This window comes from Nonomuraea sp. NPDC050451, assembly GCF_044458585.1.
The window spans coordinates 123,385-146,234 of sequence record NZ_JBITHZ010000011.1; the positions used below are offsets into that span (position 1 = coordinate 123,385).

Genomic DNA, 22,850 nt, shown 5'->3' on the forward strand with positions numbered 1-22,850 from the left:
CACTTGCACCGTAGGACCGTGACCATGCTCAGTCAACGATCCGGCTCGGCGCGTCGTGAAGCGTAAATGCACCGAAATACCTACCCCGCCCTGCCGAAGTCTTCGGGAGTGATCGTGTCAAGGAACTCCCTGAACTTCTCCACCTCGTCTTCCTGGTCGTCCGGGATGATCACCCCGGCCTCCTGGACGACCTCCTCGCTGGCGAAGATGCGCGCTCCGGTGCGCAGGGCGAGCGCGATCGAGTCGGACGGCCGCGCGCTCACCTCCACGCCGTTGGAGAACACCAGGTCGGCGAAGAAGATGCCGTCGCGCAGGGCGACGATGTTGACCGCTCGCAGGCCGACACCCAGAGCGCTCAGCACGTCTCGGAAGAGGTCGTGGGTGAGCGGCCGCGGCGGCGGCTCCTCCGCTTGGGCCAGAGCGATGGCCGTCGCCTCGGTCATGCCAATCCATATAGGAAGGAACCGCTCCCCGTGTGCCTCCTTGAGCAAGACGATCGGCTGATTTGTGGGCATCTCAACTCGAACGCCCACGACCTCCATCTGCAACACGGGCTGCTCCGTATTCCTGACCGGTCACCCGGCACAGCTATTTGCGGGTCGCTACTGCTGACTGGCTACTGCAATTCAACGTAACACCCGGCGGGCATGGAATGCGCCTCCGCCTCCCAGCTCGCCAGGGTCTCAACGCCCCAGCACGGACCGGATCCCCGACCGCACAAGGGATGCGTGCAGGTCGAGCAGGAGTGTGGAAAGCTCCCTGGCGACCTCGTCGGCCTCCCCGATGGCGCCGGGGGCCCGCCTTTTGAGTATGGGGGCGACGGTCTGCTCGACGAGCCCGCACTCGCGCTCGGCCGCCGCCTTGACCGCGCGCAGGTGGCGGGCGTGCAGGCCGAAACGGGCCAGCGCGCCGACGCTGCGGGCCACGTTGAGTGCCTCCTCGTCGTAGCGCCTGGCCACCGGGGCGAGCAGGCCGTAGTCCTCCAGCTCGGTGAGCGTCTCGTCGTCGATCCCCGCCGCCTCGAGCAGCTCGGCCCGGCTGAGCCGGACCTCCTGCTTCTCCTGTACGGCGCGCGGGCGGCCGAAGCTCTCGGCCATCCTGTCCTTGATCACCCGCAGCGGCAGGTAATGGTCGCGCTGCTCGCGCAGGATGAAGCGCAGCTGCTCCACGTGCAGGTGAGTGAACTTGCGGTAGCCGGACGGGCTGCGCTCGGGCTCGATCAGCCCCTCACCCTCCAGGAAGCGGATCTTGGAGATCGTCACATCGGGGAACTCGCCCTGAAGGAGCGCGAGCACCTCCCCGATGCTCATGTGAGAGCGTGCCGCCTGGGAGGTCATCCGACCTCCCAGGACGGCGCGTCCACGAGTCGCCCACTTGGCCCGATCATGCGCCGGCGTGAGTCCGCATCAGGAAGACGAGGCGGAACTTGCCGATCTGCACCTCGTCTCCGGAGTGCAGAGGGACCTCCTCGATGCGCTCCCTGTTGACGTAGGTGCCGTTGAGGCTGCCCACGTCACGCACGGAGAACTGGCCGCCGGGATGGCGGTAGAACTCGACGTGGCGGCGGGAGACCGTGATGTCGTCGAGGAAGATGTCGCTCTCCGGATGGCGACCGGTCGTGGTGAGGTTTTTGTCCAGCCGGAAGCGGCTCCCCTGGTTGGGGCCTCTGGTCACCGTGAGCAGCGCCGTGCCGGGCGGCAGCTGCTCGACCAGCGCCCGCTCCGCCAGGAGCATGTCGCCTGCCTCAGCCTCGTATGCCTCGATTCCCGCGATGGAGATCGTCGACGTGGTGTCCCCGGAGACCTCGGGTCTGGTCAGCGGTGACCCACAGCGGGAACAGAAACGGGCATCCTCGGGGTTGGCGTGCCCGCACTGCGTGCAGTAGACGCTCGGCATCGATCGGCTCGGCCTCCTACCGCGAAGACGCGGCGACGGTGCTCAAAGACGCGCCTCGCTTCGCTTTTTCAAGTTTGCGAATGCCGCAACATACGCTGATCAGCGGCAAAGGTCAAGGCGGGGCACTGGACTGTGGTTTGGACGCAGACAAAGTTACCGCCGCTTCCGCCCCGTGGTCCATGCCGCCGCGCGTTTCTACATTACGATCTTGCGGCACTGTCTGGGCGCGTCAACCGTAATGGCTTTTTCGTCACTCTCCGCGACCATTGTTCACATGGCGGCCTGCTCCACGATGCGGGCCCACCGTTCGAGTAGGGCCTGGGCGCCGTCCATGTCGCCCGCCTCGGCCCACAGATCGGTCACGGGCTCGGTGGCGGCGGGCAGCACGAGCACCCAGCTCCCGTCGTCGTGGGCCACCCGGACGCCGTCGGTGGTGTCGATGCGCCGGCTCTCGTGCTCGGCTTCCGCCGTCTCGATGACCGAGCGCATGACGGCCCCCTTGGCCGCCCACGGCGTGGGGATCGTGCGCTTGAGCATCTTGACCTCGGGGATCCTGGCGTCGATCTGGCTGAGCGACAGGCGGGTTCGGGCCACCAGCCCGAGCAGGCGCATGAACGAGGCCAGCCCGTCGATGGCGGGGCTGAACTCCGGCACGACAAAGCCGCCGCGCCCGTCCGCCGCAAAGATCATGTCGGCGCCGGCGGCGGCCGAGGTGAGGGCGTCGAGCGCGGTGGAGGTCCACTGCACCTGCACGCCGTGGAAGCGGCAGACCTGCTCGGCGACCCTGGTCGTGGTGACCGGCAGGGCCACCTGGCCGCCCCTGCGCTCGGCGGCGACGAGGTCGAGCACGACGAGCAGGGAGCGCTCGTCGTTGATGAGCTGGCCCATCTCGTCCACCAGGGCGATGCGCTCGCCGACCGGGTCGAACCGGACCCCGAACGCCGCCCGCGACGAGCTGACCAGCTCCGACAGGCGCTGCAGGTCGCGGCGGCGCTCGGCGAGCGTCTCGGTGGGCGAGACGTCGTCGAGGCGGGCGTTGACGGTGAGCACCTCGACCCCGACGCGGCCGAGCAGCGTGGGCAGCACCAGCGAGGAGGTGCCCCCAGCACAGTCCACGACGACCTTCATGTCCCTGACGTCGCCCACGTCCACGTGGCGCAGCAGCTCGTGGGTGTAGTCCTCGACGGCCCTGGACGGATACGTGAGCTCGGCGATCTCCCCCGGGAACGCGCGCCTGAACTCCTGCCGGGAGAAGACCCGCTCCAGCTTGCGCTGCGCGGCCGGGGGCAGGTCGACGCCGCGGCCGTCCATGATCACGATGTCCACGCTCTGCGGGTCACCCGGGGTGGTGCGCAGGGTGATGCCGCCCGCGGCCGACTCGCGGGCCGTGTGGAAGCGCGTGACCGGCAGCGGGGCGGCCTCCAGGTCCAGGACGTTGATCGCGCCCGCGGTGAGCGCGCCGATGACGGCCCGCTTGAGCGCCCTGGCGGCCAGGGAGCAGTCGCGGGAGGTGACGACGTACTCGCCCTTCTTGAGGGTGGTGGCGTACGCGCTGGCCAGCCGGACGCACAGCTCGGCGGTGATCTCGACGTTGACCAGGCCGCTGACACCCCTGGGGCCGAACAGGTTGCGCTGGCCGCGAGACTCCCAGATGACGCTGGTGTTGACGACCGCGCCGGCCTCGATGGTCTTGAACGGGTAGACCCTGACGCCGCTGGAGACGTACGCCTCGGGTTCGATGACGCACTCGTCGCCGATGACGGCGTTCTCCTCGATGCGGGCGCCGGCCATGATGTCGGTGCTCTTGCCGATGACGCAGCCGCGCAGGTGGGCGCCGGGACCCAGGTAGACGTTGTCGTGGACGACCGCGCGGTGCAGGAAGGCGCCCTCACGGACGACCGCGTTGTTGCCGAGCACGGTGTATTCGCGCAGCTCCGCGCCCGCCTCGACCTTGGCGTAGTCGCCGATGAGCAGCGGGCCCTTGAGCACGGCGTCGGGGTCGATCGAGGCCGAGTCGGCGACCCAGACGCCCGGCGAGAGCTCGAAGCCCCCGATCTCCAGGTTGACCCGGCCGGACAGGGCGTCGGCCTGGGCCTTGAGGTAACTGTCGTGGGTGCCGACGTCCTCCCAGTAGCCGTCGGCCACGTAGCCGTAGATGGCGGCGCCGCGGTCGAGGAGGGCGGGGAAGACGTCGGAGGACCAGTCGACGGGCTCGCCCGCGGCGACGGCGTCGAGGACCTCCGGCTCCATGATGTAGATGCCGGTGTTGACGGTGTCGGAGAAGACCTGGCCCCAGGTGGGCTTCTCGAGAAACCGCTGAACGCGCCCCCCGTCGTCGACGATGATGATCCCGAATTCGAGGGGGTTCGGCACTCGTTTGAGACCGATTGTCACAAGTGCCGAATTTTCACGATGGAACCGGATCATGTCGGTTAAATCGATATCTGTCAGGGCGTCGCCGGAGATCACCAGGAAACGGTCGTCGCGGAGCCGGTCCTCGGCGTTCTTGACGCTGCCGGCCGTGCCGAGAGGCAGGTCCTCGGTGGCGTACTGGAGGCTCATGCCCAGTTCGTCGCCGTCGCCGAAGTAGTTGCGCACGAGCGCCGCCAGGAACTGGAGCGTGACCACCGTCTCGGTGATGCCGTGGCGCTTCAGCAGGCGCAGCACGTGCTCCATGATCGGGCGGTTGACCACGGGCAGCAGGGGCTTGGGCTGGTTGGCGGTCATGGGACGCAGCCGAGTTCCCTCTCCGCCTGCCATGACGACCGCCTTCACCCGATCACTCCTTTTTGGCCGAGGTTACGAGTTGCAGCACCTGTACCACATACAACACGCCTGCCCACCAGTACAGGCCCGTTCCCCAAAGCGCGAATGCCCACCCGACAATTCGTGCTATATCGGCATACCACCCCGTGTGGGAGGCAAGGAAGAGGAGAGGGAAGGCGTACATGAGGTTGAACATGGCGGCCTTGCCCAGGTAATGCACCTGAAGTGCCTTGTATCCATGTTTGCGAAGTACGGGGATGAAACAGGCGACGAAGAGTTCGCGTCCGAGGATGACCGCGACCAGCCACCACGGGATCACGTCGCGTAGCACCAGGCCGATGATGGTGGCGAAGACGTAGAGCTTGTCGGCCGCGGGGTCGATGATCCGGCCGAGCCTGCTGGTCTGGTTGAAGGCGCGAGCGATCTTCCCGTCGAGCCAGTCCGTGAAACCGGCCACCGCGAGGATCGCGATCGCCCATCCGTCCGCCTTGGGCCCGAGAACCAGCCAGAGGAACACGGGGACGCCGAGGAGTCGCAGGAAGCTCAGCAGGTTGGGAACCGTCCAGATCCGGTCCTCGGCGGAAGTTTCGCTCACGAGCAGACCCTACTGCGTGGAACTCTGACACAGCGGCCCCGCATCGGACGCTCACATTTCCGGCCTTCCCGCCCACGCCAGACGGCTCCCACACCCCACGGGCAACGGATGGCCGATCCCCACCCGAGGTCACGGAACGTCGCCCCCTGGGCAACGGCCGGCATCCCGGGGTACGGGCACCTCTCGGGGGACGGGCGGACACCTTCCAACGCAGCGGCGGGCGCCTTCGGAAGCGACGGCCGGGAGCCTCGCACGGCATGCCCGCGCTCCCGGCCGGTGGGTCAGGTGCGGAGGAAGGCGTGGGTGCGGCCCAGATCCTCGAAGCCGAGCTTGGCGTAGAAGTCCTTCGGCCAGTCGGCCGCGTCGGCCACCAGGAAGATCAGCTCGGCCTGCGCCGCCTCCGCGAGCAGCGCGGTCATGAGGGCACGCGCGTGCCCCTTGCCCCGATGATCCGCGCCGGTGAAGACGCTCTCGATCTGGGCGACGCCCCCGTGCTCGTACAGGTCGGCCCGGGCGGCGATCTCCCCGTCCGGGGCGCGTACCCCCCAGAAGCTCACCGCGTCGGCGCCGCGCAGCCGGCCCTCCACGCGGCGGGCGAGCCGGTCGATCACCTCGTCCGGCGCCTGCGGCAGCGTGTGGCGCCAGTCGCGCCGCAGCACCGGCAGCAGCTCGGCCAGGGAGAGCCGCTCAGCCGCCACAGACTCGGACGGGCTTGTGCCGCGGAAGGCCATGATCAGGTTCGTCTCGTGCTCGTAGCCGGCGGCCAGGAACGCGGGCGCGAGCGCCGTACCGAGCCGGTCGTCGTCCACGCACACCAGCCGGTGCTCCCGCTCCGCGAGCGCCTCGTCGGCCGCCCGCAGCAGCCGCTCCGCCGCGTCCCGGGCCTCCTGCGGCGTGTCCGGGACCGGCCCGGGGCCGGCGCCGACGATGAGCTTGTTGTCGTCGTGCGAGCCGGGATAGCGGTCGTCGAGCACCGCGAACCCGCCCGGGACGGCCGTCTCCCGTGGCGCCCTGCGGCGCGCGAAGGCGTGCTGGAAGCCCACCGCGCGGGCCAGGTCCGGGACGAGCTCAGCCGACACGCCGCACCACCTCGATGAACGCCCGGATGAGCGCCGAGTCCTTCACCCCGGGCGAGGTCTCCAGGCCGCTGGAAACGTCGACGCCCCACGGGGCGGCCGCCGCGATAGCCTCGGTCACGTTGGACGGGGTGAGCCCGCCGGCCAGCAGCCACTGGCCCGACGCGCGGCCGCGGACGGCCGCCCAGTCCCACGCCTGCCCGGAGCCGGCGTGCGGCGCGTCCACCAGGAGCAGGTCCTCGTCGTAGGCCCCACAGCGCAGGTCGGCCTCCGCGTCGACGGCCCTGATCAGCTTGAGGCCGAGGTCCTTGAGCGCGGTGAAGTCGCCGTGCGGGTGCTTGCCGTGCAGCTGGATGGCCCGTACGCCGGACACCAGCGCCGCCGCGCGCACCGTGTCAGGGTCCTCGCCGCGGAACACCCCGACGGTCAGCACATGGCCGGGCACCAGCGCGGCCAGCTCCGCGGCCCGCTCGGGCGCGATCCTGCGCGGGCTCCGGGTCATCACGAACCCGATCGCGTCCGCGCCCGCCTCCACGGCGGTGGTCACATGCTCGGGCTCGCTCAATCCGCAGATCTTCACATACACCACACCCCCGACCCTAGCGGCGCCGGGGGCCACCGGTGACCGTGCCGGGCCGGTCCGCCCGGAGGATGATCGGCCGTCCCCCGCCCGGCGGACGAGCGGGGCGCGGTCAGGGGCGGGGTCAGGGGCGGGGTCAGGGGCGCGGCAGGCGTACGGGGCGGAAGGAGGCGTCCACGAGGCCGGTGCGGTGGGCCACGACGGCGGCCTGGATCCGGTTGCGCAGCCCCAGCTTCTCCATGGCCGCCGCGATGTGGGTCTTGACCGTCGTCACGCCCACGTGCAGCTCCTCGGCGATCTCCGCGTTGGACAGCCCGGTGCCGACCAGGGCGAGCACCTCCAGCTCGCGTTCGGTCAGCCCGGCGGGCGGGGGCGCGGCGGCCTGCTCCTCGGCGTCCAGGAACCGCTCCACGACCCGCCGCAGCACCGACGGCGCCAGGAGCTGCTCCCCCGCCGCCGCCCGGCGCACGGCGTCCACCATGCGCTCCGGTTCGTCGTCCTTGACCAGGAATCCGACCGCGCCGGCCCGCAGCGCCGCATACACGTTGGCGTCGTCCGCGAACGTCGTCAGCACCACGATCCGGGCGCCCGGCCGGGCCGCGAGCACGCGTTTGATCGCCTCAAGCCCGTCGACCCTGGGCATGCGCAGGTCCATGAGGATCACGTCGGGCAGGTGGCGCTCGGCCAGGCGGACCGCCTCGGCCCCGTCCACGGCCTCCCCCACGACCTCCATGTCGCCCGTGGCCTGCAGCAGCATCCGCACGCCCGCCCGTACGAGCGCCTGGTCGTCGGCCACCAGCACGCGGATCATGCGACGCTCCTGGCCGGGAGGCTGGCGGACAGCAGCCAGCCGCCCTCGCCGTCGGGGCCGGCGGTGAGGGTGCCGCCGAGGGTGCGGACGCGTTCGCGCATGCCCGCCAGGCCGCGCCCGGACGAGGGCAGGCGTTCGACGACGGTGGGCGGGCGGCCGTTGCGGATCCGTACGGACAGCCCCTCCGCCGAGGGGGTGACGCTGACCCGGACCTGGGTGCCGGGGCCGGCGTGTTTGAGCACGTTCGTGAGTCCTTCCTGGACGATGCGGGCGGCGGAGGCCCGGGCGATGAGGGGCGCCTGGTCGGTGGCGGGGTCGAGTTCGAGGTCGACGACGAGCCCGGCGGCGGCCATGCGTTCGGCGGACTCGCGCACCACGTCGGCGGGGTTGGCCAGCAGGTCGGGCTGGCGTTCGGGGTCGCGCAGCAGGTCGAGCAGGTCGCGCAGGTCCTGCAGCACCTGGTGCCCCGTCTCGCGGATGTCGGTGAGCGCGTCGGCGACGGGGCCGTCGGGGGCGGTGTAGCGGGCGGCGCTGGCCCGCAGGACCATGGCGCCCACGTGGTGGGCGACGATGTCGTGCACGTCGCGGGCGATGCGTTCGCGTTCGGCGAGCTGGTCGGCGCGTACCTGGGCGACGGCCGCGCGGGCCGCCTCCTCGGCGCGCAGCCGCTCGGCGGCCGCCGCGGCCTGCCGCATGCCGAGGTAGCGGCCGATGGCGATCGGCGTGGCCACCAGCGTCATGAGGATCCCGACGCGGAACGGCGTGGTCTGGGTCTCCTCGCCGACGACGGCGATCGCGGTCAGCATGCAGCCGGCGGCGTAGGCGACGATCGTCCACGCCCAGGAGGTCACCCGCATCGCGAACACGCCGATCGCGATGAGCGTGAGGATCACGCAGGTGTTGACGACCTGGTTCAGATAGGTGTCGGCGGAGACGAGCAGCACGCCCTGCAGCAGGAACACCACCCCGGGCAGCCGCCGGGCGATGCCCAGCGACAGGCCGCCGACCACGGCGAGCAGGCCGACCACCCAGACGGGCTGGGTGCCCGCGTGCCAGGAAGTCCAGGTGCTGAGCACGGTGATCGCGACCCCGCCCGCCGCCAGCAGCGCGTCGGGCGTGACGTCCCGTTCCTCCAGCGGCCCCGCCGAGCCGCGCAGGTACGCCCCGAGCACGGCCGGGAAGACCGCCAGGAAGACCGAGTACACCCAGGTGTTCATGACGACCGGGATGCCGGGGTCGACGATGTTCCAGGCGGTCGCGACCATCGCGGCGGCCACGGCGAGCACGGTGGCCCGCCAGCCGGAGCGGTAGCCCACGACTCCGAGCGCCACGCAGACCAGGATCTGCGCCGTGTTGGACGTGAACGACTCGAGCTGGTCGGTCACCACCAGCAGTCCGGCCAGGTAGAGCGCGACGGGCACCGGCCGGCGCCGGACGAGCCCCATGGGCAGGCCCACCAGCAGCGCCATCGGGATGTTCATCGCGGCGGGCAGGTATTTGGTGTCGCCCGCGTGCGCCGTCGTCAACAGGTCCAGACCCACACCTGAGACCGCGAGCAGGACATCCAGCGGCAAACCACGCCAACGCATGGACACACGGTATCCGTGGAGGTTGTCGGCGGGGGTCCTCCTCGCGGAGGACCCCGCCTCCTCCAAGTGGCCGGAGGTCCGTCCGGAGGGCGGAGCGTCCACCTGCGATCTTGCCTTAGGTTCGGGGCATGCCCAATGACACCGCACTTTTTCTCGGCCAGTTTCTCCGGGCGCCGGCCACGATCGGGGCGGTCGCGCCCAGTTCGCGGCGGCTGGCCTCGGCTGTCTGCGCCCCGATCCCTGAGCGCGGCGAACCGACCGTGGTCGAGCTGGGCCCTGGCACGGGCCCGTTCACGGCGGAGATCCAGCAGCGGCTGGGCGGGCGCGGCCACCACCTGGCCGTGGAGGTCAACGAGCCCATGGCGCGGCTCCTGAAGTCCCGGTTCCCTGCCGTGGACGTGGTGAACGCCGATGCGGCGCGGCTGGGCGAGTTGCTGGCCGAGCGCGGGTTGCAGCAGGCGGACGTGGTGGTGAGCGGGTTGCCGTGGGCGGCGTTCCCGCAGGAGTTGCAGCATTCGCTGCTGAGTGCGGTGACGTCAGTGATGAGCCCTGGTGCGGCGTTCACGACGTTCTCCTACATTCACGCCATCCCGCTGAGCTCGGCCCGCCGGTTCCGGGCGCTGCTGGCCGAGCGGTTCGAGGAGGTCGTGGCGGGGCGTACGGTGTGGCGCAACACTCCTCCCGCCTTCGTGTTCAACGCACGGAGGCCGCGCTCATAAAGGGCCCGTAGATCTCTGGCAAAGGATTCGGCGGAGGCGGCCGTGGTGCGCGCAGGCCGGGGTGAGCCTCTGCCTCGTCCCCGGAGCAACGTTCTCGGCCTCGGTGAACAGGCCCTCGACATCCGCGCGGCTACCAGGCCGCCCCGTCCACCTCCCGCTACCCGGGCGCGGGGGAAGCACACCCGCGAGTCAGCCGAACGACGGCGGCCGCTTCTCCCGCACCGCGCGCACGCCCTCGACCACGTCGGGGCCGGTGAAACCGAGGAACTCCATGGCCAGTGAGGCGTCGAACGAGGGCCCGGCCAGGCGCAGCCAGTTGTTGAGCGAGTATTTGGTCAGCCGGATCGCCTCCTGAGCACCCGAGGCGAGCCTGACCGCGATCTCCATGGCCTTGTCGTGCACCTGGTCGTCGTCCACGCACAGGCTGACCAGCCCCATCCGCTCGGCCTGCTCGCCCGTGACGGGCTCGCACAGCAGCAGGTGGTATTTCGCCTTGGCCAGGCCGCACAGCAGCGGCCACACGATGGCCGCGTGATCGCCGGCCGCGACGCCGAGCCTGGTGTGCCCGTCGATGATCCGCGCCGTGCGGCCCGCGACGGAGATGTCGGCCAGCAGGGCCACGGCGAGCCCCGCGCCGACCACCGGCCCCTGGATCGCCGAGACGATCGGCTTGGAGCAGTTGAGCACGTTGTAGACGATGTCGCGGGCCTCGGCGAACACACGCAGCCTGGTCGCGTGGTCGCGGGTCATGTCCTCGATCATGGACAGGTCGCCGCCCGCGGAGAACGCCCCGCCCTCTCCCCTGACGACGACGGCCCTGACGCTGTCGTCCCGGTCGGCGTCGCGCCAGATCTCGCCCAGCTCGCGGTGGGCGGTCGCGTCCACGGCGTTGAGCCGGCCCGGCTCGCTGATCGTGATCCGCAGGACGCCGTCGGCCGGGGTGTCGAGCTTGAGCTTGTCGTACATCACCACGACCCCCGCAGCCGCTCGGCGACGTACCCGCGGGCCTCGACGGCCTGGTCGAACAGGCCCGGCAGGCCGAAGAAGCCGTGCACCGCGCCGTCCCACCTGCGGCTCTCCGCGGGCACGCCCGACTCCGCCAGGCGCCGGGCGTAGTGCTCGCCCTCGTCTCTCAGCACGTCGTACTCGGCCGTCACCACGGTCGCGGGCGCCAGGCCGGCGACGTCGGACAGGCGCAGCGGGGACAGCCGCGGGTCGGCCGGATCGGCGTCACCGGCGTACTGACGGGCGTACCACGCCAGTTCGGCGGCGTCGAGCGCGTAGCCCTTGGCGTACTCGCTGTGGCTGGGCGTTTCCATGGCCAGGTCGAGCACCGGGCAGACGAGCGCCTGGTGCGTGAGGCCCAGCCCGGCGTCGCGGGCCTGCCAGGCGGCGACGGCGGCCAGGTTGCCGCCCGCGCCCTCGCCGACGACCGCGACGCCGCCGTTGCCCTGGTAGAAGGCCGGCCGGGCGAACAGGTCGCGCACGACGGTCCACGCGTCGTCGGCGGCGGCCGGGAACGGGTGCTCGGGGGCGAGCCGGTAGTCCACGGACACCACCACCGCGCCCGTGCGGATCGCCAGGTCGCGGCAGAGCCGGTCGCTCCGCTTGACGCCGCCGTAGACCCAGCCGCCGCCGTGGAAGAAGACCGCGACGGGCAGCGCGCCGTCGCCGGGGTCGGCGCGGTAGATCCTGATGGGCACGCCCTCGGCCTGCTCGTCACGGACGAAGGGGAGCTTGGTGAGCGGGCCGCGGTGGATCGCCACCCGGTCGGGCTGCGCGCGCGTCTCCTGGATCTCTGCCGGGCCGAACGCGTCGAAGTCGGTGCCCGCGTCCGGCACGTAACGGGCGAGATAGTCCCGCGCCTGAGGGTGCAGCGGCATGATCGCAGCCTATCGGGCCGCCTCGATGAACGCATCGAAGATCCGTGCATCTCCGTCACGCTCCGGATGCCATTGGACACCCACGCCGAACCTGTGCCCCTGCAACTCGATCCCCTCGACGATCTGGTCCTCGGCCCAGGCCACGGCCAGCAGGCCGGTGCCGAGCCGGCGTACGGACTGGTGGTGGGGGGCGGCGACCTCGATCCGGTCGCCCACGGCCTTGCCGAGCTTGCTGGAGACGCTCACCTGGATCGTGTGGGTCGCGCCCGGTTCGCCGTGGCGGTCGCTGTCGAGCACCTCGGGCAGCCAGGGGATCAGCGTGCCGCCCTGGGCGACGTTGAGCACGTGCATGCCCCTGGCGATGGCCAGGATCGGCAGGTCGGCGCGGACGGCGGCCCTGGCCAGGGCCAGCTCGAACCGGTCGCGGTGCTGCTGCGCCTCGGCCACCCGCTCCTCCGGCTCGCCGCCGTAGTTGCCCGCGCCGACCTCCACGCCGCCGGCCAGGACGATGCCCTGCAGGCCGCTGATGTAGTCCTCGATGGCGGGGGTGCCGATCGGCGGGAGCACCACGGGAGCGCCCCCGGCCCGCCCGACCGCCCTGGCGTAGGAGGGAGGCGACAGTACGGCCTCACGCACGTAGTCGCTCCAGCGGGCGGCTTCGAAGTAGGCGGTGATACCGATCAGCGGTCGGGACATGCGATCTCCAGGGGGCAAGGTGGAGTCGGTGCCGCCATCAGCCTGTCAAGATGACGGCCGCACGCCCCATCATGGCGCAAGGTCTTTCCGATATGTCAGGTCTCCCAAAGATCTACCACTTCTGTCCCCACCCCGCCGCCCCACCCCCTCCGCCCAGCCCGGCACGGCACGGCACAGCGCGGCCGGGCACAGCGGGCTCGGCGACTCGGGGCGCGCCCGCCGCGGCACGATCGAGCACCCGCCCTGCATCCAGCCGCGCCACATCGGCGCTCCCGCGAGAGCGGTGCGGCGGCGAGGCGCTGGGGTCTGGGGTGGCGGTGGGGTCAGGGGTGGGGTCAGGGCGGGGTGCTGAGGGGCGGGGCGGGCGGACTCGGGTGGGGCGGTGGGTCAGGCCAGGGTGGGGGTGACGTAGATTTCGGCGCCCGGGGGGAGGGCGTAGTCGAGATCGCCGAGCCCGTGGGCGTTCTCGCCGCACACGATCATGTTGATGTGCCGGCGGATCCGCCCGTACTCGTCGCGGAGCCGCTCCTCCAGCAGCGGATGCGTACGCCGGAGCATGTCGAGTGCCGCCCCCAGGGTGGGCGGTGAGTCGCGGTCGGAGGCCACGGCGAAGACCTTGACCTCCGAGCGCCCGCTCACCCATCGCCGCAGCATGCCGGGGAGCACGAAGACCACCATCGTGACCATCGGCTAGAGCACCGCCGCCCGCACGGTGAGCACGTCGGGCAGGTGGCGGGCGACCGGCGACCAGGTCTCGCCGCCGTCGCGCGAGCCGTGGACCTCGCCGTCGCGCGTGCCGAAGAACACCCCCGCCTCCGAGGCCGTCATCGCGTCACGCAGCACGGCCGCGTACACGGGCCCCTCGGGAAGGCCCGAGGCGAACGGCTGCCACGTCGCGCCCGCGTCGTCGCTGCGGAAGACGCGGTAGCGGTGGCCGACCGGGGTGCGGTCGCTGTCGGCCGTCAGGGGCAGGACGAAGACCGTGTCCGGCCGCGACGGGTGCACCGCGATCGGGAAGCCGAAGTCGGACGGCAGGCCGGAGCCGATGTCGTGCCAGGCCCCGCCGAAGTCGTCGCTGCGGTAGACGCCGAAGTGGTGCTGGAGGTAGAGGCGCTCGGGCCGGGAGGGGTGCATGGTGACCTTGTGCACGCACTGCCCGAACTCCGGATATTGCGCCCCCTCGGGCAGGAACGCGGCCCGGATGTTGCGATTGGCGGCCTCCCACGACAGCCCGCCGTCGAAGGAGCGGTAGAAGCCGCCGGTGGAGATCGCGACGCCGATGATCCGCGGGTCGGTGGGGTGCGGGACGATGGTGTGCAGGCACAGGCCGCCGCCGCCCGGCTGCCACTGCGGCCGGTGCGGGTGCTCCCACAGAGCCTCGACCAGCCGGTACGTCACGCCGCCGTCCTCCGAGCGGAACAGCGCGCCCGGCTCGACCCCGGCCCACACCACGCCGGGCTCGGACGGCGAGGGCGCGAGCTGCCACACCCTGGTCAGGGTCGCCTCGGTCTTCTCCGGGAAGGCGATGGGCGGCTGCTCCGCCTCCTTCCACGTCTTCCCGAGGTCATCCGAATACATGACGGACGGACCGAAATGACCATATTCGATCCCGGCCAGGAGCCGGGGCGAGGGGCCTCGCGTGTCGATCGCCACCGAGTGCACGGCGACCGTCGAGAACTGGATCGGCTCGATGTCGAACGAACCGCCGCCGGTGGAGCGGGCGAGGAAGAGGCCCTTGCGGGTGCCGATCGCGAGCAGTGTGTCACTCATGGCGTGCTCCCTTGTTGGTCTGCGGCCATCGTGCCACGTAGGACCGACAGTCTCAGAGGACTGGGAGTTTTCCGCCCGCGAAGCCGCATTACCCGGCAGGTAATCGTGACGCTTCCCTCCAGCGGCTACTGTGCCGGGCATGGGAGCTGTAGCCGTAAATGAAGAGACATTTGGTGAGTTGTTGCGTTCGTGGCGGCAGCGGCGGCGGGTGAGCCAGCTGGACCTGGCCATCGAGGCCGACGTTTCGGCCCGCCACATCAGCTTTCTGGAGACCGGGCGCGCCCGGCCGAGCCGCGAGATGGTGATGAAGCTGGCCGAGGAGCTGGACGTGCCGCTGCGGCAGCGCAACAGGCTGCTGATGTCCGCCGGGTTCGCCCCGGTCTATCCGGAACGCGAGGTCCGCGCCCCGGAGATGGAGGTCGTACGCCAGGCGCTGGACAAGATCCTGGCCGGGCACGAGCCGTACCCGGCGGTCGTGGTGGACGCGGCGTGGAACCTGGTGGCTGCCAACTCGGCGGCCGCGATGTTCATGGACGGGGTGCCCGCCGAGCTGCTGAAGGAGCCGATCAACGTGATGCGGCTCTCGCTGCACCCCGACGCGATGGGCGGCCGGCTGCTGAACCTGGCCGAGGTCCGGGCGCACCTGCTCTACCAGCTACGCAGGCAGGCCGAGGGGTCGGGCGACGCGCGACTGGCCGCGCTGTACGACGAGCTGGCCGCGTACGAGTATCCGGGGGTGGACCTGAACGTGGCGCACGTGCCGGGCCCCGCCGACATCCTGGTGCCGCTGCGGATCGCGGCCGGGGACCGGGTGCTGTCGATGTTCACGACGATCGCGACGTTCGGGACGCCGGTGGACGTGACGCTCTCCGAGCTGGCCATCGAGACGTTCTGGCCGAACGACGAGGAGACCGCCGCCGCGTTCCATCAGGGTCTGCAGGGTTAGCGGGCGGAAGCGGGCGGGCCGGGCAGTTCCTCCAGGGTCAGCGGGCGGAGGCGGGCGGGCCGGGCAGTTCCTCGCCGGCGGCGATCGGCGCCTCGATGGCGAGCGTGGGGCGGCCTCCGCCGATGATCGGCAGCCCGCCCGTGACGGTGTAGGTCCGCATGTCGAACGCCCCGTCCACCGGTGCCGCCGCGGCGGTGAAGGCCACGTAGGCGTTGCCGCCGGGGACGACCGAGGTGGAGATGTAGTCGCCCGCCATGCGGCCCTGCGCGGAGTCGGCGAGCCAGCCGAGCTCCATCGGCCCGTGCAGCTCGACGGGGGCCGACCAGCTCGCGCCGCCGTTGGCGGAGGAGGTGTAGCCGACCGTGAGGCGGCAGGTGGCGGCCGTGCAGGCGGCGGCCGGGTAGCGGTAGTAGGCGAGCGCCAGCCTGGCCGTCTCGCCCGCGCCGGCGGGGTCGACGCCGAGGCCGGGGATGAAGTGGTCGCCGCCGTCGTCCGTGACGCGCAGGATGTGGCTCCACTCGGCGCCGGTGGCCGAGGTGCTCATGACGATGTCGTTGCCGCCGCAGCTGAACTGGAAGCGGCAGTCGGACCAGGCGACGTACACGGTGCCGGCGGCGTCCACCTCCGCCGAGGGCAGCGGCGCGGCCCGCAGCCCGCCCGCGACCCTGTGCCGCTGCACCGTGGCGACGAGCACGCTGCGGCCCCAGCTCTCGCCGCCGTCGCGGGAGCGCAGGGAGCGGATCTGGCCCTCGTCGCTCAGGTACGGCACGACGAGGGCGCCGTTCGGCCGCACGACCGGCTGCCCGCCCAGCCCGGTCGCGGACGTGCCGGTCTCGGCCCAGGTCAGGCCGCCGTCGGCGGAGCGGGCCACCTTGATCGCGTTGCCCGCGGCGACGTCGTCGTAGACCGCGTAGCAGCGGCCGTAGTACGGGCTGCGGGCGCCGTTGTCGCAGACGACCCAGCTCTTGTCCAGGTCGCCCCCGCCCGCGACGGCGGTCGTGACGGGATCGTCCCAGGTCAGGCCCCCGTCGGAGGAGCGGCTGGTGAGCACCGCCGTCCCCGCGACCCCGTCCTGGTCGGTGAGCGCCAGGGAGGAGATCAGCCAGACGCCGTGCCGGGCGTCGTAGGCCACCGACGGGTCGCTGACCCGCCGATGGAGCCCGCCGCCGGACGTGGTGATCCCCGGCAGCACTCCCCTGGTCCACGTGGCGCCGTTGTCGGGCGAGGTCGCGTACGCGATGCCGGACGCCCCGCCGTCGACGAACCTGCCGACCTGCTGGGCGGCCACGATCGTCGTGCCCGCCTGGAAGGTGTCGGGCCCGGCCTGAGTGCCCGCCTGAAACGTGTCAGACCCCGCCTGAGTGCCGGCCCCGGCCTGGACCGCGGTGCCGGCCTGCGTGCCGGTTCCCAGCTCCGTCAGCGCGACGGCCTCCGACGACGCCAGGGCGGGCAGCGGGGCCAGGAGGAGCACCAGGGTCAGCAGCCCGCCGATTCCTCGGCGCCCGGCGGGGGATGGCACAGTCCACCTCCACGTTGGCGTGTCATCCTCCACCTCGCACCTTTCGACGCGAAGTGTCAATATCTGTCAGCGTTCGGCCTGGACGATGTCCCGGTGAATGCGCGACAGGGGCACGCCGTCGATCTGGAGGCGGCGTACGGTCTCGTTGACCATGCCTGGCGGGCCGCACACGTACACGTCGTGCTCGGCCCAGGAGTGGAAGCGCTGCGTGACCTCGGGCAGGTGGCCGCGCATCCCGTCGAACCCCGGCTGGTCGGACACCACGGGCAGCACCCGCAGCCAGGGGAACGACGACTCCATCCTGATCAGGTCGGGCAGGTCGTAGAGCTCCTCGACCGTGCGCGCGCCGTACAGCAGGTGGATGTTGGGCCGGCGGCCCGAGGCGATGATGTGCTCGATGATCGCCTTCAGCGGGGCCAGGCCGGTGCCGCCCGCCACGCACAGCACGTCGCGCATGCTGCTCTCGCACGGCGCCATCGTGCCCATCGGCGGGCCCAGCAGGAGCGTGTCGCCGATGCGGGTGTGCCTGATGAGCGTGGTGGACACCCAGCCGCCGGGGACCGAGCGGACGTGCAGCCTGAGCGTGTTGTCGGCGCGCGGCGCGTTCGCGATGGAGAACGTGCGCCAGACGCGCGGCCAGCGCGCGGTCTGCACGTTGAGGTACTGGCCCGGCGTGTACGGCAGCCGCTCGGCCGGGCGCAGCGTGAGCACGGCGATGTCGCGGTGGCGCAGCTCGTGGTCGATCACCTCGGCCGGCCACCAGGCGGGCGAGACCCCGGAGTCGGACTCGGCCGACTCGATCATGAGACTGGCGGCCGCCGTGTAGGCGGCGACCCAGGCGGCCTCGATCTCGTGGTTCCAGATCTCGGCGGCGAAGCGGCGGATGGTGGCGAGCAGGGCGTTGCCGACGGCCGTGTAGTGGTCGGCGATCACGCCGTACTTGCGGTGGTCCCTCCCCAGCTGGCCCAGGTACGCCGCGAGGCTGTCCGGACTGTCCAGGCTCCACACGATGCGGGTCAACGCGCTGAACAGACGGTCCCGCTGGACGTCCATCGCGGGCGGGAACATGCCCCGCAGATGCGGGCTCTCGGCGAACAGCCGGCCGTAGAAGTAGGCCGTCGCCTTGTCGGCCACCGGTTCGATGACGGAGAAACTCTCTTTTACCAGGCGCGGATTCAACGACATTTACCAACCCCACCTATGGACCGGAATCGGGTTCCGGTCGTGTCGTTCACCTCCCTGACGGCTCCGGGTCTTGAGCGCCGGCCCCTCCCCGGTACAACCGATGCGCTCAAAATTGAGTCTTACACCACTGATGACGCGTCACAACCGTTTCTCCTCAATACGACGCGAAGCGCACCATCTGTAGTTACCTCGTCATGCTTCGCATTCGAATTTCGGTCGGAAAATGCGAAGAAAAATCGTATTTGCCGGTGGAGTTGGCGCTTGGAGTCATTCCCGTCCCGGCACGAGGGGCGTACCATCCGGCCATGGCAGTCCTCCATCCCAGGCGAGTGGCCTGGGAAGGCGCCCGGACCTTCGTCTCCGCCGCGACCACGGACGCCTACTGGTGGCTCAGCGACACGGTCGGCCACTACCTGGGGATCATGTACCAGCTGCAGCTGTGCGAGACGCGGCTGCGGCTGCAGGCGGAGGCGGACGCGATCTACGCGGAGGCGGGCGCGTGGCGGGCCCGCCTGGACGAGCTCCTCGACACCCACCCCGCGACCGCGTCGATCCTCACTCAGATGATCAGCGAGACCACGTCCCGCCTGCCCTGAGGCCAGGTCAGGGGCAGACCCGCCCGTTGGCCTCGAACGCCGCGTGGGTCAGAGGCATGAGCTCCGCCCACAAGGCCTCCATCTTCTCGGCGACCATCTCGATCTCACGCTGCGGGAACGACGGGAACGTGGAGTCCTCGCGCTTCACCCGCAGCGACAGGAAGTTCATCAGGGCACGGGCGTTGCAGGTGGCGTACATCGAGGAGTAGAGGCCCACCGGCAGCACCGTACGGGCCACCTCGCGCGCCACCCCCGCCTCGAGCATTTCCAGATAGGCGCGGTAGGACTGCCGGTAGCTTTCCCGGGTCGCCTCGGTCACCAGTTTGTGCTGCTCGGCGGTGCCGTCCAGGAACACGTACTTGCCGGGCTTTCCCTCCTGCACCAGCTTCCGCTCGGGCCCGGGCACATAGAAAACCGGCGTCAACTTCCGATACCTGCCGGACTCCTCGTTATAGGAAAAGGTCCGGTGCCTCATGAATTCCCGGAAAACGAAGATCGGCGCGCTGACGTAGAAGGTCATGGAAGAGTGCTCGAACGGCGTGCCGTGCCTGTCGCGCATCAGGAAGTTGATGAGGCCCTTGGAACGCTGGGGATCGGCTTCGATCTCCTCCAGAGAGCTCTCGCCCTTCGTGGAGACGCGTGCGGCCCACAGCACGTCGGCATCTGACGCGGCGGCCTTCACCAGCTCCACGTCCACGTCGCTGCGGAACGTGATCTCGGCCTCGGGTTCGACAGTGCCCACAGAAGAGCCCCCTGCTCAGGTCGGGTGTTGTGACGGCCCCCAGCAAACCAGGTGGGACCCGCCCGGCGCGAGTCGGCCCCCCGGGACTCACAGGCGGTAGACGCGGCGGGCGTTCCCCGAGCCGATCATGTGGGCGATGCGGGCGGCGTCCGCGGCGCTCCACTCCCCCGCCGCCAGCCGCGACCCGAGCGCCGCGCCGAGCGCCTGCCGGTAGTAGAGCGCGCCCAGGTGACAGGTCTCGGCCACGCCGTGGCAGCCGGAGCTGAACAGCAGCTTGTGGAACGGCGCCAGCTCCAGCAGCTCGTCCACGACCCTGGCCGAGGCCGCGGCGGTGTGCGGGAGCGCGAGGCCGACGTCCACGTAGACGTGCGGGTGGACCTCGGCGAGGTAGGCGGCCTGGCGGTGGTAGGGGTAGCAGTGCAGCAGGATGAGCGGCACGCCGACCGGCTGCAGCATCCTGGCGAACGCGCCCAGCCGGCCCGGGTCGGTGCGGTGCAGGTCGGGCCCCGAGCCGCCGAAGCCGGTGTGGAACTGCACGGGCAGCCCCCGTTCCCTGGCCACGTCGATCGCGCTCCAGAGCAGGTGGCGCAGCAGGACCTCGTCCGTCAGCGGCTGCTTCGGGTCCGACAGCCGCCGGTTGGCCGCTGCGATCACCGCTCCCCTGGTGGGCCTGCCCGGGTCGAAGTCGAGGCCGTACAGCGACGCGATGACGGTCTTCAGCCCGACCGCCCTGGCGGCCCTGGCGGTCAGCTCCTCGCCGATGCCGTCCAGGTAGTCCACGGCCAGCGGCGCGTCCTCGGCCACGTCCCGCTCGATCTGCTCGATCCGTACGAGCTCGTCGGCGGCGGCCCCGCCGTGGCGGCCCATCTCGGTGGCGGTCAGCAGGTCGATGTCCCCTGCGCCGATCTCCCTTGGGCCGATCTCCGCGGGAGCGGTGTCCACCAGGAACGCCACCACCCCGGCCCCGGCCAGCAGCCGCCGGTTGACCTCGGCCGCGCCCAGCTCCTCCCGGCGCGAGACGTAGACGGCCGGCGGGGCGTGCGGCTCCAGGTCGAGCAGCGGCGCGCACCAGCGGCGCACGGCCATCCCCAGCGGCGCGTCGAAGTGGGTGGTGCCGGGCGGCGCCGGGCTGCCGCCCTCGTTGATGAGCAGCTCGAACTCGGCTCTGCTCAGGTCGTCCCGCCGCACCCCGTGACAGTGGTGGTCGACGAGCGGGGCCTGCAGCGCGTCACGCACCGTGCCGGGCAGGTCTACGGGGAGCATGCGGAGACTCTAGGGGAGCTCCGCACGCTCCCGCGGCGGTTTTACCGTAGTTATCTGCGGGACAGACGCAGGACGTTGGCGATGATCTTCGCGCCCGCGCCGCCCTCCTGCGTGAGGATCGACTCGGGGTGGAACTGCACGGCGAAACGCCGCCGCTCGACGTCCTCGATCGCCATGACGTTGCCGTCGGGCGTGAGCGCGGTCGCGGCGAAGCCGACGACGCCGGGCTGCTTGGCGTGCAGCGAGTGGTAGCGGGCCGCGGTGAACTCGTCGGGCAGCCCCTCCAGCAGCGCGCTGTCGGCGATCCGGGAGACCTGGCCGCGCTTGCCGTGCTCGGGGTAGCCGAGCAGCTCCAGCGTGCCCCCGGCCTGCTCGACCATGGCCTGCAGGCCCAGGCAGACGCCGAACACCGGCAGGTCGCGGGCGTAGATCTGGTCGATCAGGGCCGACATGCCGAAGTCGGACGGCCAGCCGGGCCCCGGCGAGAGCACCACCAGGTCGGGCGCGATGTCGTCGATCATGTGGACAGGGAAGCCGTGGCGCAGCGTCACCACGTCGGCGCCTTCCTGGCGGAAGTAGTCGGCCAGCGTGTTGACGAAGGAGTCCTCGTGGTCGACGAGCAGCACCTTCATGCCCTGGCCCGGCTGCGGCCTGGGCTCGGGGACCGGGACGGTGCCCGGCCGGTTGACCGCGGCCAGGGCGCCGAGCAGGGCGCTGGCCTTGAGCTCGGTCTCGCGCTCCTCCGACTCGGGGTCGGAGTCGAACAGCAGCGTCGCCCCGGCCCTGACCGTCGCCACGCCGTTCTTGATCTGGGCGGTACGCAGGGTCAGGCCGGTGTTCATGGAGCCGTCGAAGCCGATGAAGCCGATGGCGCCGCCGTACCACCTGCGGGTCGTGGCCTCGTGGTCCTCGATGAACTGCATGGCCCACGTCTTGGGCGCGCCGGTGACCGTCACGGCCCACATGTGGGTGAGGAACGCGTCGAGCGCGTCGAACTCCGGCCGCAGCCGCCCCTCGATGTGGTCGACGGTGTGGATCAGGCGGGAGTAGAGCTCGATCTGGCGGCGCCCGATGACCTTGACCGTGCCGGGCACGCAGATGCGCGACTTGTCGTTGCGGTCGACGTCGGTGCACATGGTCAGCTCCGACTCCTCCTTGACGCTGGACAGGAGGGTGCGGATGGCCTCGGCGTCCTCGACCGGGTTGCTGCCGCGGGCGATGGTGCCGGAGATGGGGCAGGTCTCGACGCGGTCGCCGCTGACCCGGACGTACATCTCGGGCGAGGCGCCGACCAGGTGCTCGCCCTCGCCGAGGCTGATGATGAACTCGTACGGCGCCGGGTTGCTCTGCCGCAGGCCGCGGTAGAAGGCCGACGGGTCGGCGCAGACGGAGTGGAAGACCTGGCCGGGCACGACCTCGAACAGGTCGCCGCGCTTGAACCTCTCCTTCGCGGCTGCCACGACCTTGGCGTACGTGCCCTTCTCCGGGTTCTCGGGCAGCTCGCCGGGGGTGACGGGCTCGGCGGTGGCGCCGGTGCGCTCCAGGCCGCGGGTGGTGGCGCCGTCGACGGTGAACTCGTAGCGGAACTCGACGCTGGACTCGCGCTGCCGGTCGATCACGATGATGCGGTCGGGCAGGTGGAGGACGAGGTCTCGCTGGTCGTCGGGGCGGACGAGCTCCTGCCTGATGGGCTCGAACTGGAAGGCCAGGTCGTAGCCGAAGGCGCCGTACAGGCCGAGGTGCGGGTCGTCGCCCTTGAAGGCGGCGATGACCTCGCGGATCGCGGTGAACACGGTGGGCCGGCGGCTGCGCATCTCCTCCGGCAGCAGGTCCTCCGACTCGGCGACGTACACCTCGACGTGGTCCGGCGTCGGCTCGGCGACCGGCTTGCCGGCGGCCAGCAGGCAGGAGGCGACGGCGGGCAGCACGACCCTGCCGCGCTCGTTCAGCGCGGTCGCCGAGATGACGCGGCCCTTGGCGACCAGCTCCAGGCACGGGTCGACGTAGCCGAAGGCCCATCGGCTGTAACGGCCCGGGTAGTCCATGCCCGAGGAGAACGCGCCGCCGCGCCTGTGCCCGAGCGCGGTCACGATCTCTTCGAGTGCGGCCTCGTCCACCTCGCGCGCCTCGCGCTCGACACCGATGCCCCCGGCGGTGGTATATCCGCTCGTCTCCACTCCATGCCCCTTTACCACGTCAAATGATCGAGCCCCGGGGG

The 22,850-nt window shown here is 71.1% G+C and carries 22 protein-coding genes; 3 read left to right on the forward strand and 19 right to left on the reverse strand.

From position 1 onward, the window contains the following. Positions 1–80: 80 nt before the first annotated feature. The 9 genes from ACIBI9_RS30925 to ACIBI9_RS30965 all read right to left on the reverse strand — a co-directional run bounded on the left by ACIBI9_RS30925 (position 81) and on the right by ACIBI9_RS30965 (position 9,313). Entirely contained in the window at positions 81–551 is a 471-nt protein-coding gene (locus ACIBI9_RS30925) for a bifunctional nuclease family protein (protein WP_090771501.1), read from the reverse strand. 132 nt (positions 552–683) lie between these two features. Further along, positions 684–1,310: a MerR family transcriptional regulator gene (locus ACIBI9_RS30930; protein WP_397226928.1), complete on the reverse strand. Its 627-nt coding sequence runs from the start codon at positions 1,308–1,310 to the stop codon at positions 684–686. A gap of 73 nt (positions 1,311–1,383) precedes the next feature. Then, a complete protein-coding gene (locus tag ACIBI9_RS30935) occupies positions 1,384–1,896 on the reverse strand; it encodes an FHA domain-containing protein (RefSeq protein ID WP_185074355.1) in 513 nt (170 codons plus the stop codon). Between the two features lie 270 nt (positions 1,897–2,166). Next, positions 2,167–4,671, reverse strand: a complete 2,505-nt coding sequence (locus tag ACIBI9_RS30940) for a sugar phosphate nucleotidyltransferase (protein WP_397226931.1) — start codon at positions 4,669–4,671, stop codon at positions 2,167–2,169. Between the two features lie 4 nt (positions 4,672–4,675). After that, complete coding sequence (locus ACIBI9_RS30945; RefSeq protein WP_397226932.1) at positions 4,676–5,257, reverse strand: CDP-alcohol phosphatidyltransferase family protein; 582 nt, start codon at positions 5,255–5,257, stop codon at positions 4,676–4,678. 281 nt (positions 5,258–5,538) lie between these two features. Then, the gene (locus ACIBI9_RS30950; protein WP_397226934.1) at positions 5,539–6,336 is read right to left on the reverse strand and encodes a GNAT family N-acetyltransferase; all 798 of its coding nucleotides are present in this window, start codon (positions 6,334–6,336) and stop codon (positions 5,539–5,541) included. Beyond that, entirely contained in the window at positions 6,326–6,922 is a 597-nt protein-coding gene (locus tag ACIBI9_RS30955) for a phosphoribosylanthranilate isomerase (protein ID WP_397226936.1), read from the reverse strand. Before ACIBI9_RS30955 ends, ACIBI9_RS30950 begins: the two co-directional genes overlap by 11 nt. Positions 6,923–7,049: 127 nt before the next feature. Further along, a complete protein-coding gene (locus ACIBI9_RS30960) occupies positions 7,050–7,724 on the reverse strand; it encodes a response regulator (protein WP_397226938.1) in 675 nt (224 codons plus the stop codon). Further along, entirely contained in the window at positions 7,721–9,313 is a 1,593-nt protein-coding gene (locus ACIBI9_RS30965) for a sensor histidine kinase (protein ID WP_397226940.1), read from the reverse strand. Before ACIBI9_RS30965 ends, ACIBI9_RS30960 begins: the two co-directional genes overlap by 4 nt. Before the next feature lie 128 nt (positions 9,314–9,441). On the opposite strand from ACIBI9_RS30965, the gene ACIBI9_RS30970 reads away from it, so the two are divergent. Next, positions 9,442–10,032, forward strand: a complete 591-nt coding sequence (locus ACIBI9_RS30970) for a class I SAM-dependent methyltransferase (RefSeq protein ID WP_397226942.1) — start codon at positions 9,442–9,444, stop codon at positions 10,030–10,032. Positions 10,033–10,221: 189 nt separating this feature from the next. Here the strand turns inward: ACIBI9_RS30970 and ACIBI9_RS30975 are convergent, their stop codons facing one another. The 5 genes from ACIBI9_RS30975 to ACIBI9_RS30995 all read right to left on the reverse strand — a co-directional run bounded on the left by ACIBI9_RS30975 (position 10,222) and on the right by ACIBI9_RS30995 (position 14,381). Continuing rightward, on the reverse strand, positions 10,222–10,998 hold the full coding sequence (locus ACIBI9_RS30975; protein WP_397226944.1) for an enoyl-CoA hydratase/isomerase family protein: 777 nt from the start codon (positions 10,996–10,998) through the stop codon (positions 10,222–10,224). Next, a complete protein-coding gene (locus tag ACIBI9_RS30980) occupies positions 10,998–11,915 on the reverse strand; it encodes an alpha/beta hydrolase (protein ID WP_397226946.1) in 918 nt (305 codons plus the stop codon). Before ACIBI9_RS30980 ends, ACIBI9_RS30975 begins: the two co-directional genes overlap by 1 nt. 9 nt (positions 11,916–11,924) lie before the next feature. Further along, entirely contained in the window at positions 11,925–12,611 is a 687-nt protein-coding gene (locus ACIBI9_RS30985) for a gamma-glutamyl-gamma-aminobutyrate hydrolase family protein (protein WP_397226948.1), read from the reverse strand. A gap of 387 nt (positions 12,612–12,998) precedes the next feature. Continuing rightward, positions 12,999–13,298, reverse strand: coding sequence for a hypothetical protein (locus ACIBI9_RS30990; RefSeq protein WP_394501309.1), 300 nt, complete (start codon positions 13,296–13,298; stop codon positions 12,999–13,001). A gap of 3 nt (positions 13,299–13,301) precedes the next feature. Next, entirely contained in the window at positions 13,302–14,381 is a 1,080-nt protein-coding gene (locus ACIBI9_RS30995; protein WP_397226950.1) for a WD40/YVTN/BNR-like repeat-containing protein, read from the reverse strand. Between the two features lie 178 nt (positions 14,382–14,559). Here ACIBI9_RS30995 and ACIBI9_RS31000 point away from each other — a divergent pair, with 178 nt between their 5' ends. Next, the gene (locus ACIBI9_RS31000; protein WP_397226952.1) at positions 14,560–15,327 is read left to right on the forward strand and encodes a helix-turn-helix domain-containing protein; all 768 of its coding nucleotides are present in this window, start codon (positions 14,560–14,562) and stop codon (positions 15,325–15,327) included. Positions 15,328–15,364: 37 nt separating this feature from the next. On the opposite strand, the gene ACIBI9_RS31005 is transcribed toward ACIBI9_RS31000, so the two are convergent. Both ACIBI9_RS31005 and ACIBI9_RS31010 read right to left on the reverse strand, forming a co-directional pair. Further along, positions 15,365–16,846 carry a sialidase family protein gene (locus ACIBI9_RS31005; RefSeq protein ID WP_397226954.1) on the reverse strand — a complete coding sequence of 494 codons (1,482 nt, stop codon included), beginning with the start codon at positions 16,844–16,846 and terminating at the stop codon, positions 15,365–15,367. A 66-nt stretch (positions 16,847–16,912) separates the two neighbouring features. Then, the gene (locus ACIBI9_RS31010) at positions 16,913–18,031 is read right to left on the reverse strand and encodes a globin domain-containing protein (RefSeq protein WP_397226956.1); all 1,119 of its coding nucleotides are present in this window, start codon (positions 18,029–18,031) and stop codon (positions 16,913–16,915) included. Between the two features lie 305 nt (positions 18,032–18,336). On the opposite strand from ACIBI9_RS31010, the gene ACIBI9_RS31015 reads away from it, so the two are divergent. After that, the gene (locus tag ACIBI9_RS31015) at positions 18,337–18,627 is read left to right on the forward strand and encodes a hypothetical protein (RefSeq protein ID WP_397226958.1); all 291 of its coding nucleotides are present in this window, start codon (positions 18,337–18,339) and stop codon (positions 18,625–18,627) included. A 7-nt stretch (positions 18,628–18,634) separates the two neighbouring features. Here ACIBI9_RS31015 and thyX read toward each other — a convergent pair whose 3' ends face one another. The 3 genes from thyX to ACIBI9_RS31030 all read right to left on the reverse strand — a co-directional run bounded on the left by thyX (position 18,635) and on the right by ACIBI9_RS31030 (position 22,809). After that, positions 18,635–19,324 carry an FAD-dependent thymidylate synthase gene (gene thyX, locus ACIBI9_RS31020; RefSeq protein ID WP_397226960.1) on the reverse strand — a complete coding sequence of 230 codons (690 nt, stop codon included), beginning with the start codon at positions 19,322–19,324 and terminating at the stop codon, positions 18,635–18,637. Between the two features lie 132 nt (positions 19,325–19,456). Then, entirely contained in the window at positions 19,457–20,632 is a 1,176-nt protein-coding gene (locus tag ACIBI9_RS31025; protein ID WP_397226962.1) for an amidohydrolase family protein, read from the reverse strand. 50 nt (positions 20,633–20,682) lie between these two features. Next, positions 20,683–22,809, reverse strand: coding sequence for an anthranilate synthase component I (locus ACIBI9_RS31030; RefSeq protein ID WP_397226964.1), 2,127 nt, complete (start codon positions 22,807–22,809; stop codon positions 20,683–20,685). Positions 22,810–22,850 lie beyond the last annotated feature (41 nt).

Excerpts from the sequence above, each read along its gene's own strand:
- ACIBI9_RS31015 (WP_397226958.1), top strand. The coding sequence starts at position 18,337 with ATGGCAGTCCTCCATCCCAGGCGAGTGGCCTGGGAAGGCGCCCGGACC.
- ACIBI9_RS30980 (WP_397226946.1), bottom strand. The coding sequence starts at position 11,915 with ATGCCGCTGCACCCTCAGGCGCGGGACTATCTCGCCCGTTACGTGCCG.
- ACIBI9_RS30930 (WP_397226928.1), bottom strand. The coding sequence starts at position 1,310 with ATGAGCATCGGGGAGGTGCTCGCGCTCCTTCAGGGCGAGTTCCCCGAT.
- ACIBI9_RS30965 (WP_397226940.1), bottom strand. The coding sequence starts at position 9,313 with ATGCGTTGGCGTGGTTTGCCGCTGGATGTCCTGCTCGCGGTCTCAGGT.
- ACIBI9_RS30985 (WP_397226948.1), bottom strand. The coding sequence starts at position 12,611 with ATGTCCCGACCGCTGATCGGTATCACCGCCTACTTCGAAGCCGCCCGC.
- ACIBI9_RS31025 (WP_397226962.1), bottom strand. The coding sequence starts at position 20,632 with ATGCTCCCCGTAGACCTGCCCGGCACGGTGCGTGACGCGCTGCAGGCC.
- ACIBI9_RS30990 (WP_394501309.1), bottom strand. The coding sequence starts at position 13,298 with ATGGTCACGATGGTGGTCTTCGTGCTCCCCGGCATGCTGCGGCGATGG.
- ACIBI9_RS30935 (WP_185074355.1), bottom strand. The coding sequence starts at position 1,896 with ATGCCGAGCGTCTACTGCACGCAGTGCGGGCACGCCAACCCCGAGGAT.
- ACIBI9_RS30995 (WP_397226950.1), bottom strand. The coding sequence starts at position 14,381 with ATGAGTGACACACTGCTCGCGATCGGCACCCGCAAGGGCCTCTTCCTC.
- ACIBI9_RS30970 (WP_397226942.1), top strand. The coding sequence starts at position 9,442 with ATGCCCAATGACACCGCACTTTTTCTCGGCCAGTTTCTCCGGGCGCCG.
- ACIBI9_RS30960 (WP_397226938.1), bottom strand. The coding sequence starts at position 7,724 with ATGATCCGCGTGCTGGTGGCCGACGACCAGGCGCTCGTACGGGCGGGC.
- ACIBI9_RS31010 (WP_397226956.1), bottom strand. The coding sequence starts at position 18,031 with ATGTCGTTGAATCCGCGCCTGGTAAAAGAGAGTTTCTCCGTCATCGAA.
- ACIBI9_RS30975 (WP_397226944.1), bottom strand. The coding sequence starts at position 10,998 with ATGTACGACAAGCTCAAGCTCGACACCCCGGCCGACGGCGTCCTGCGG.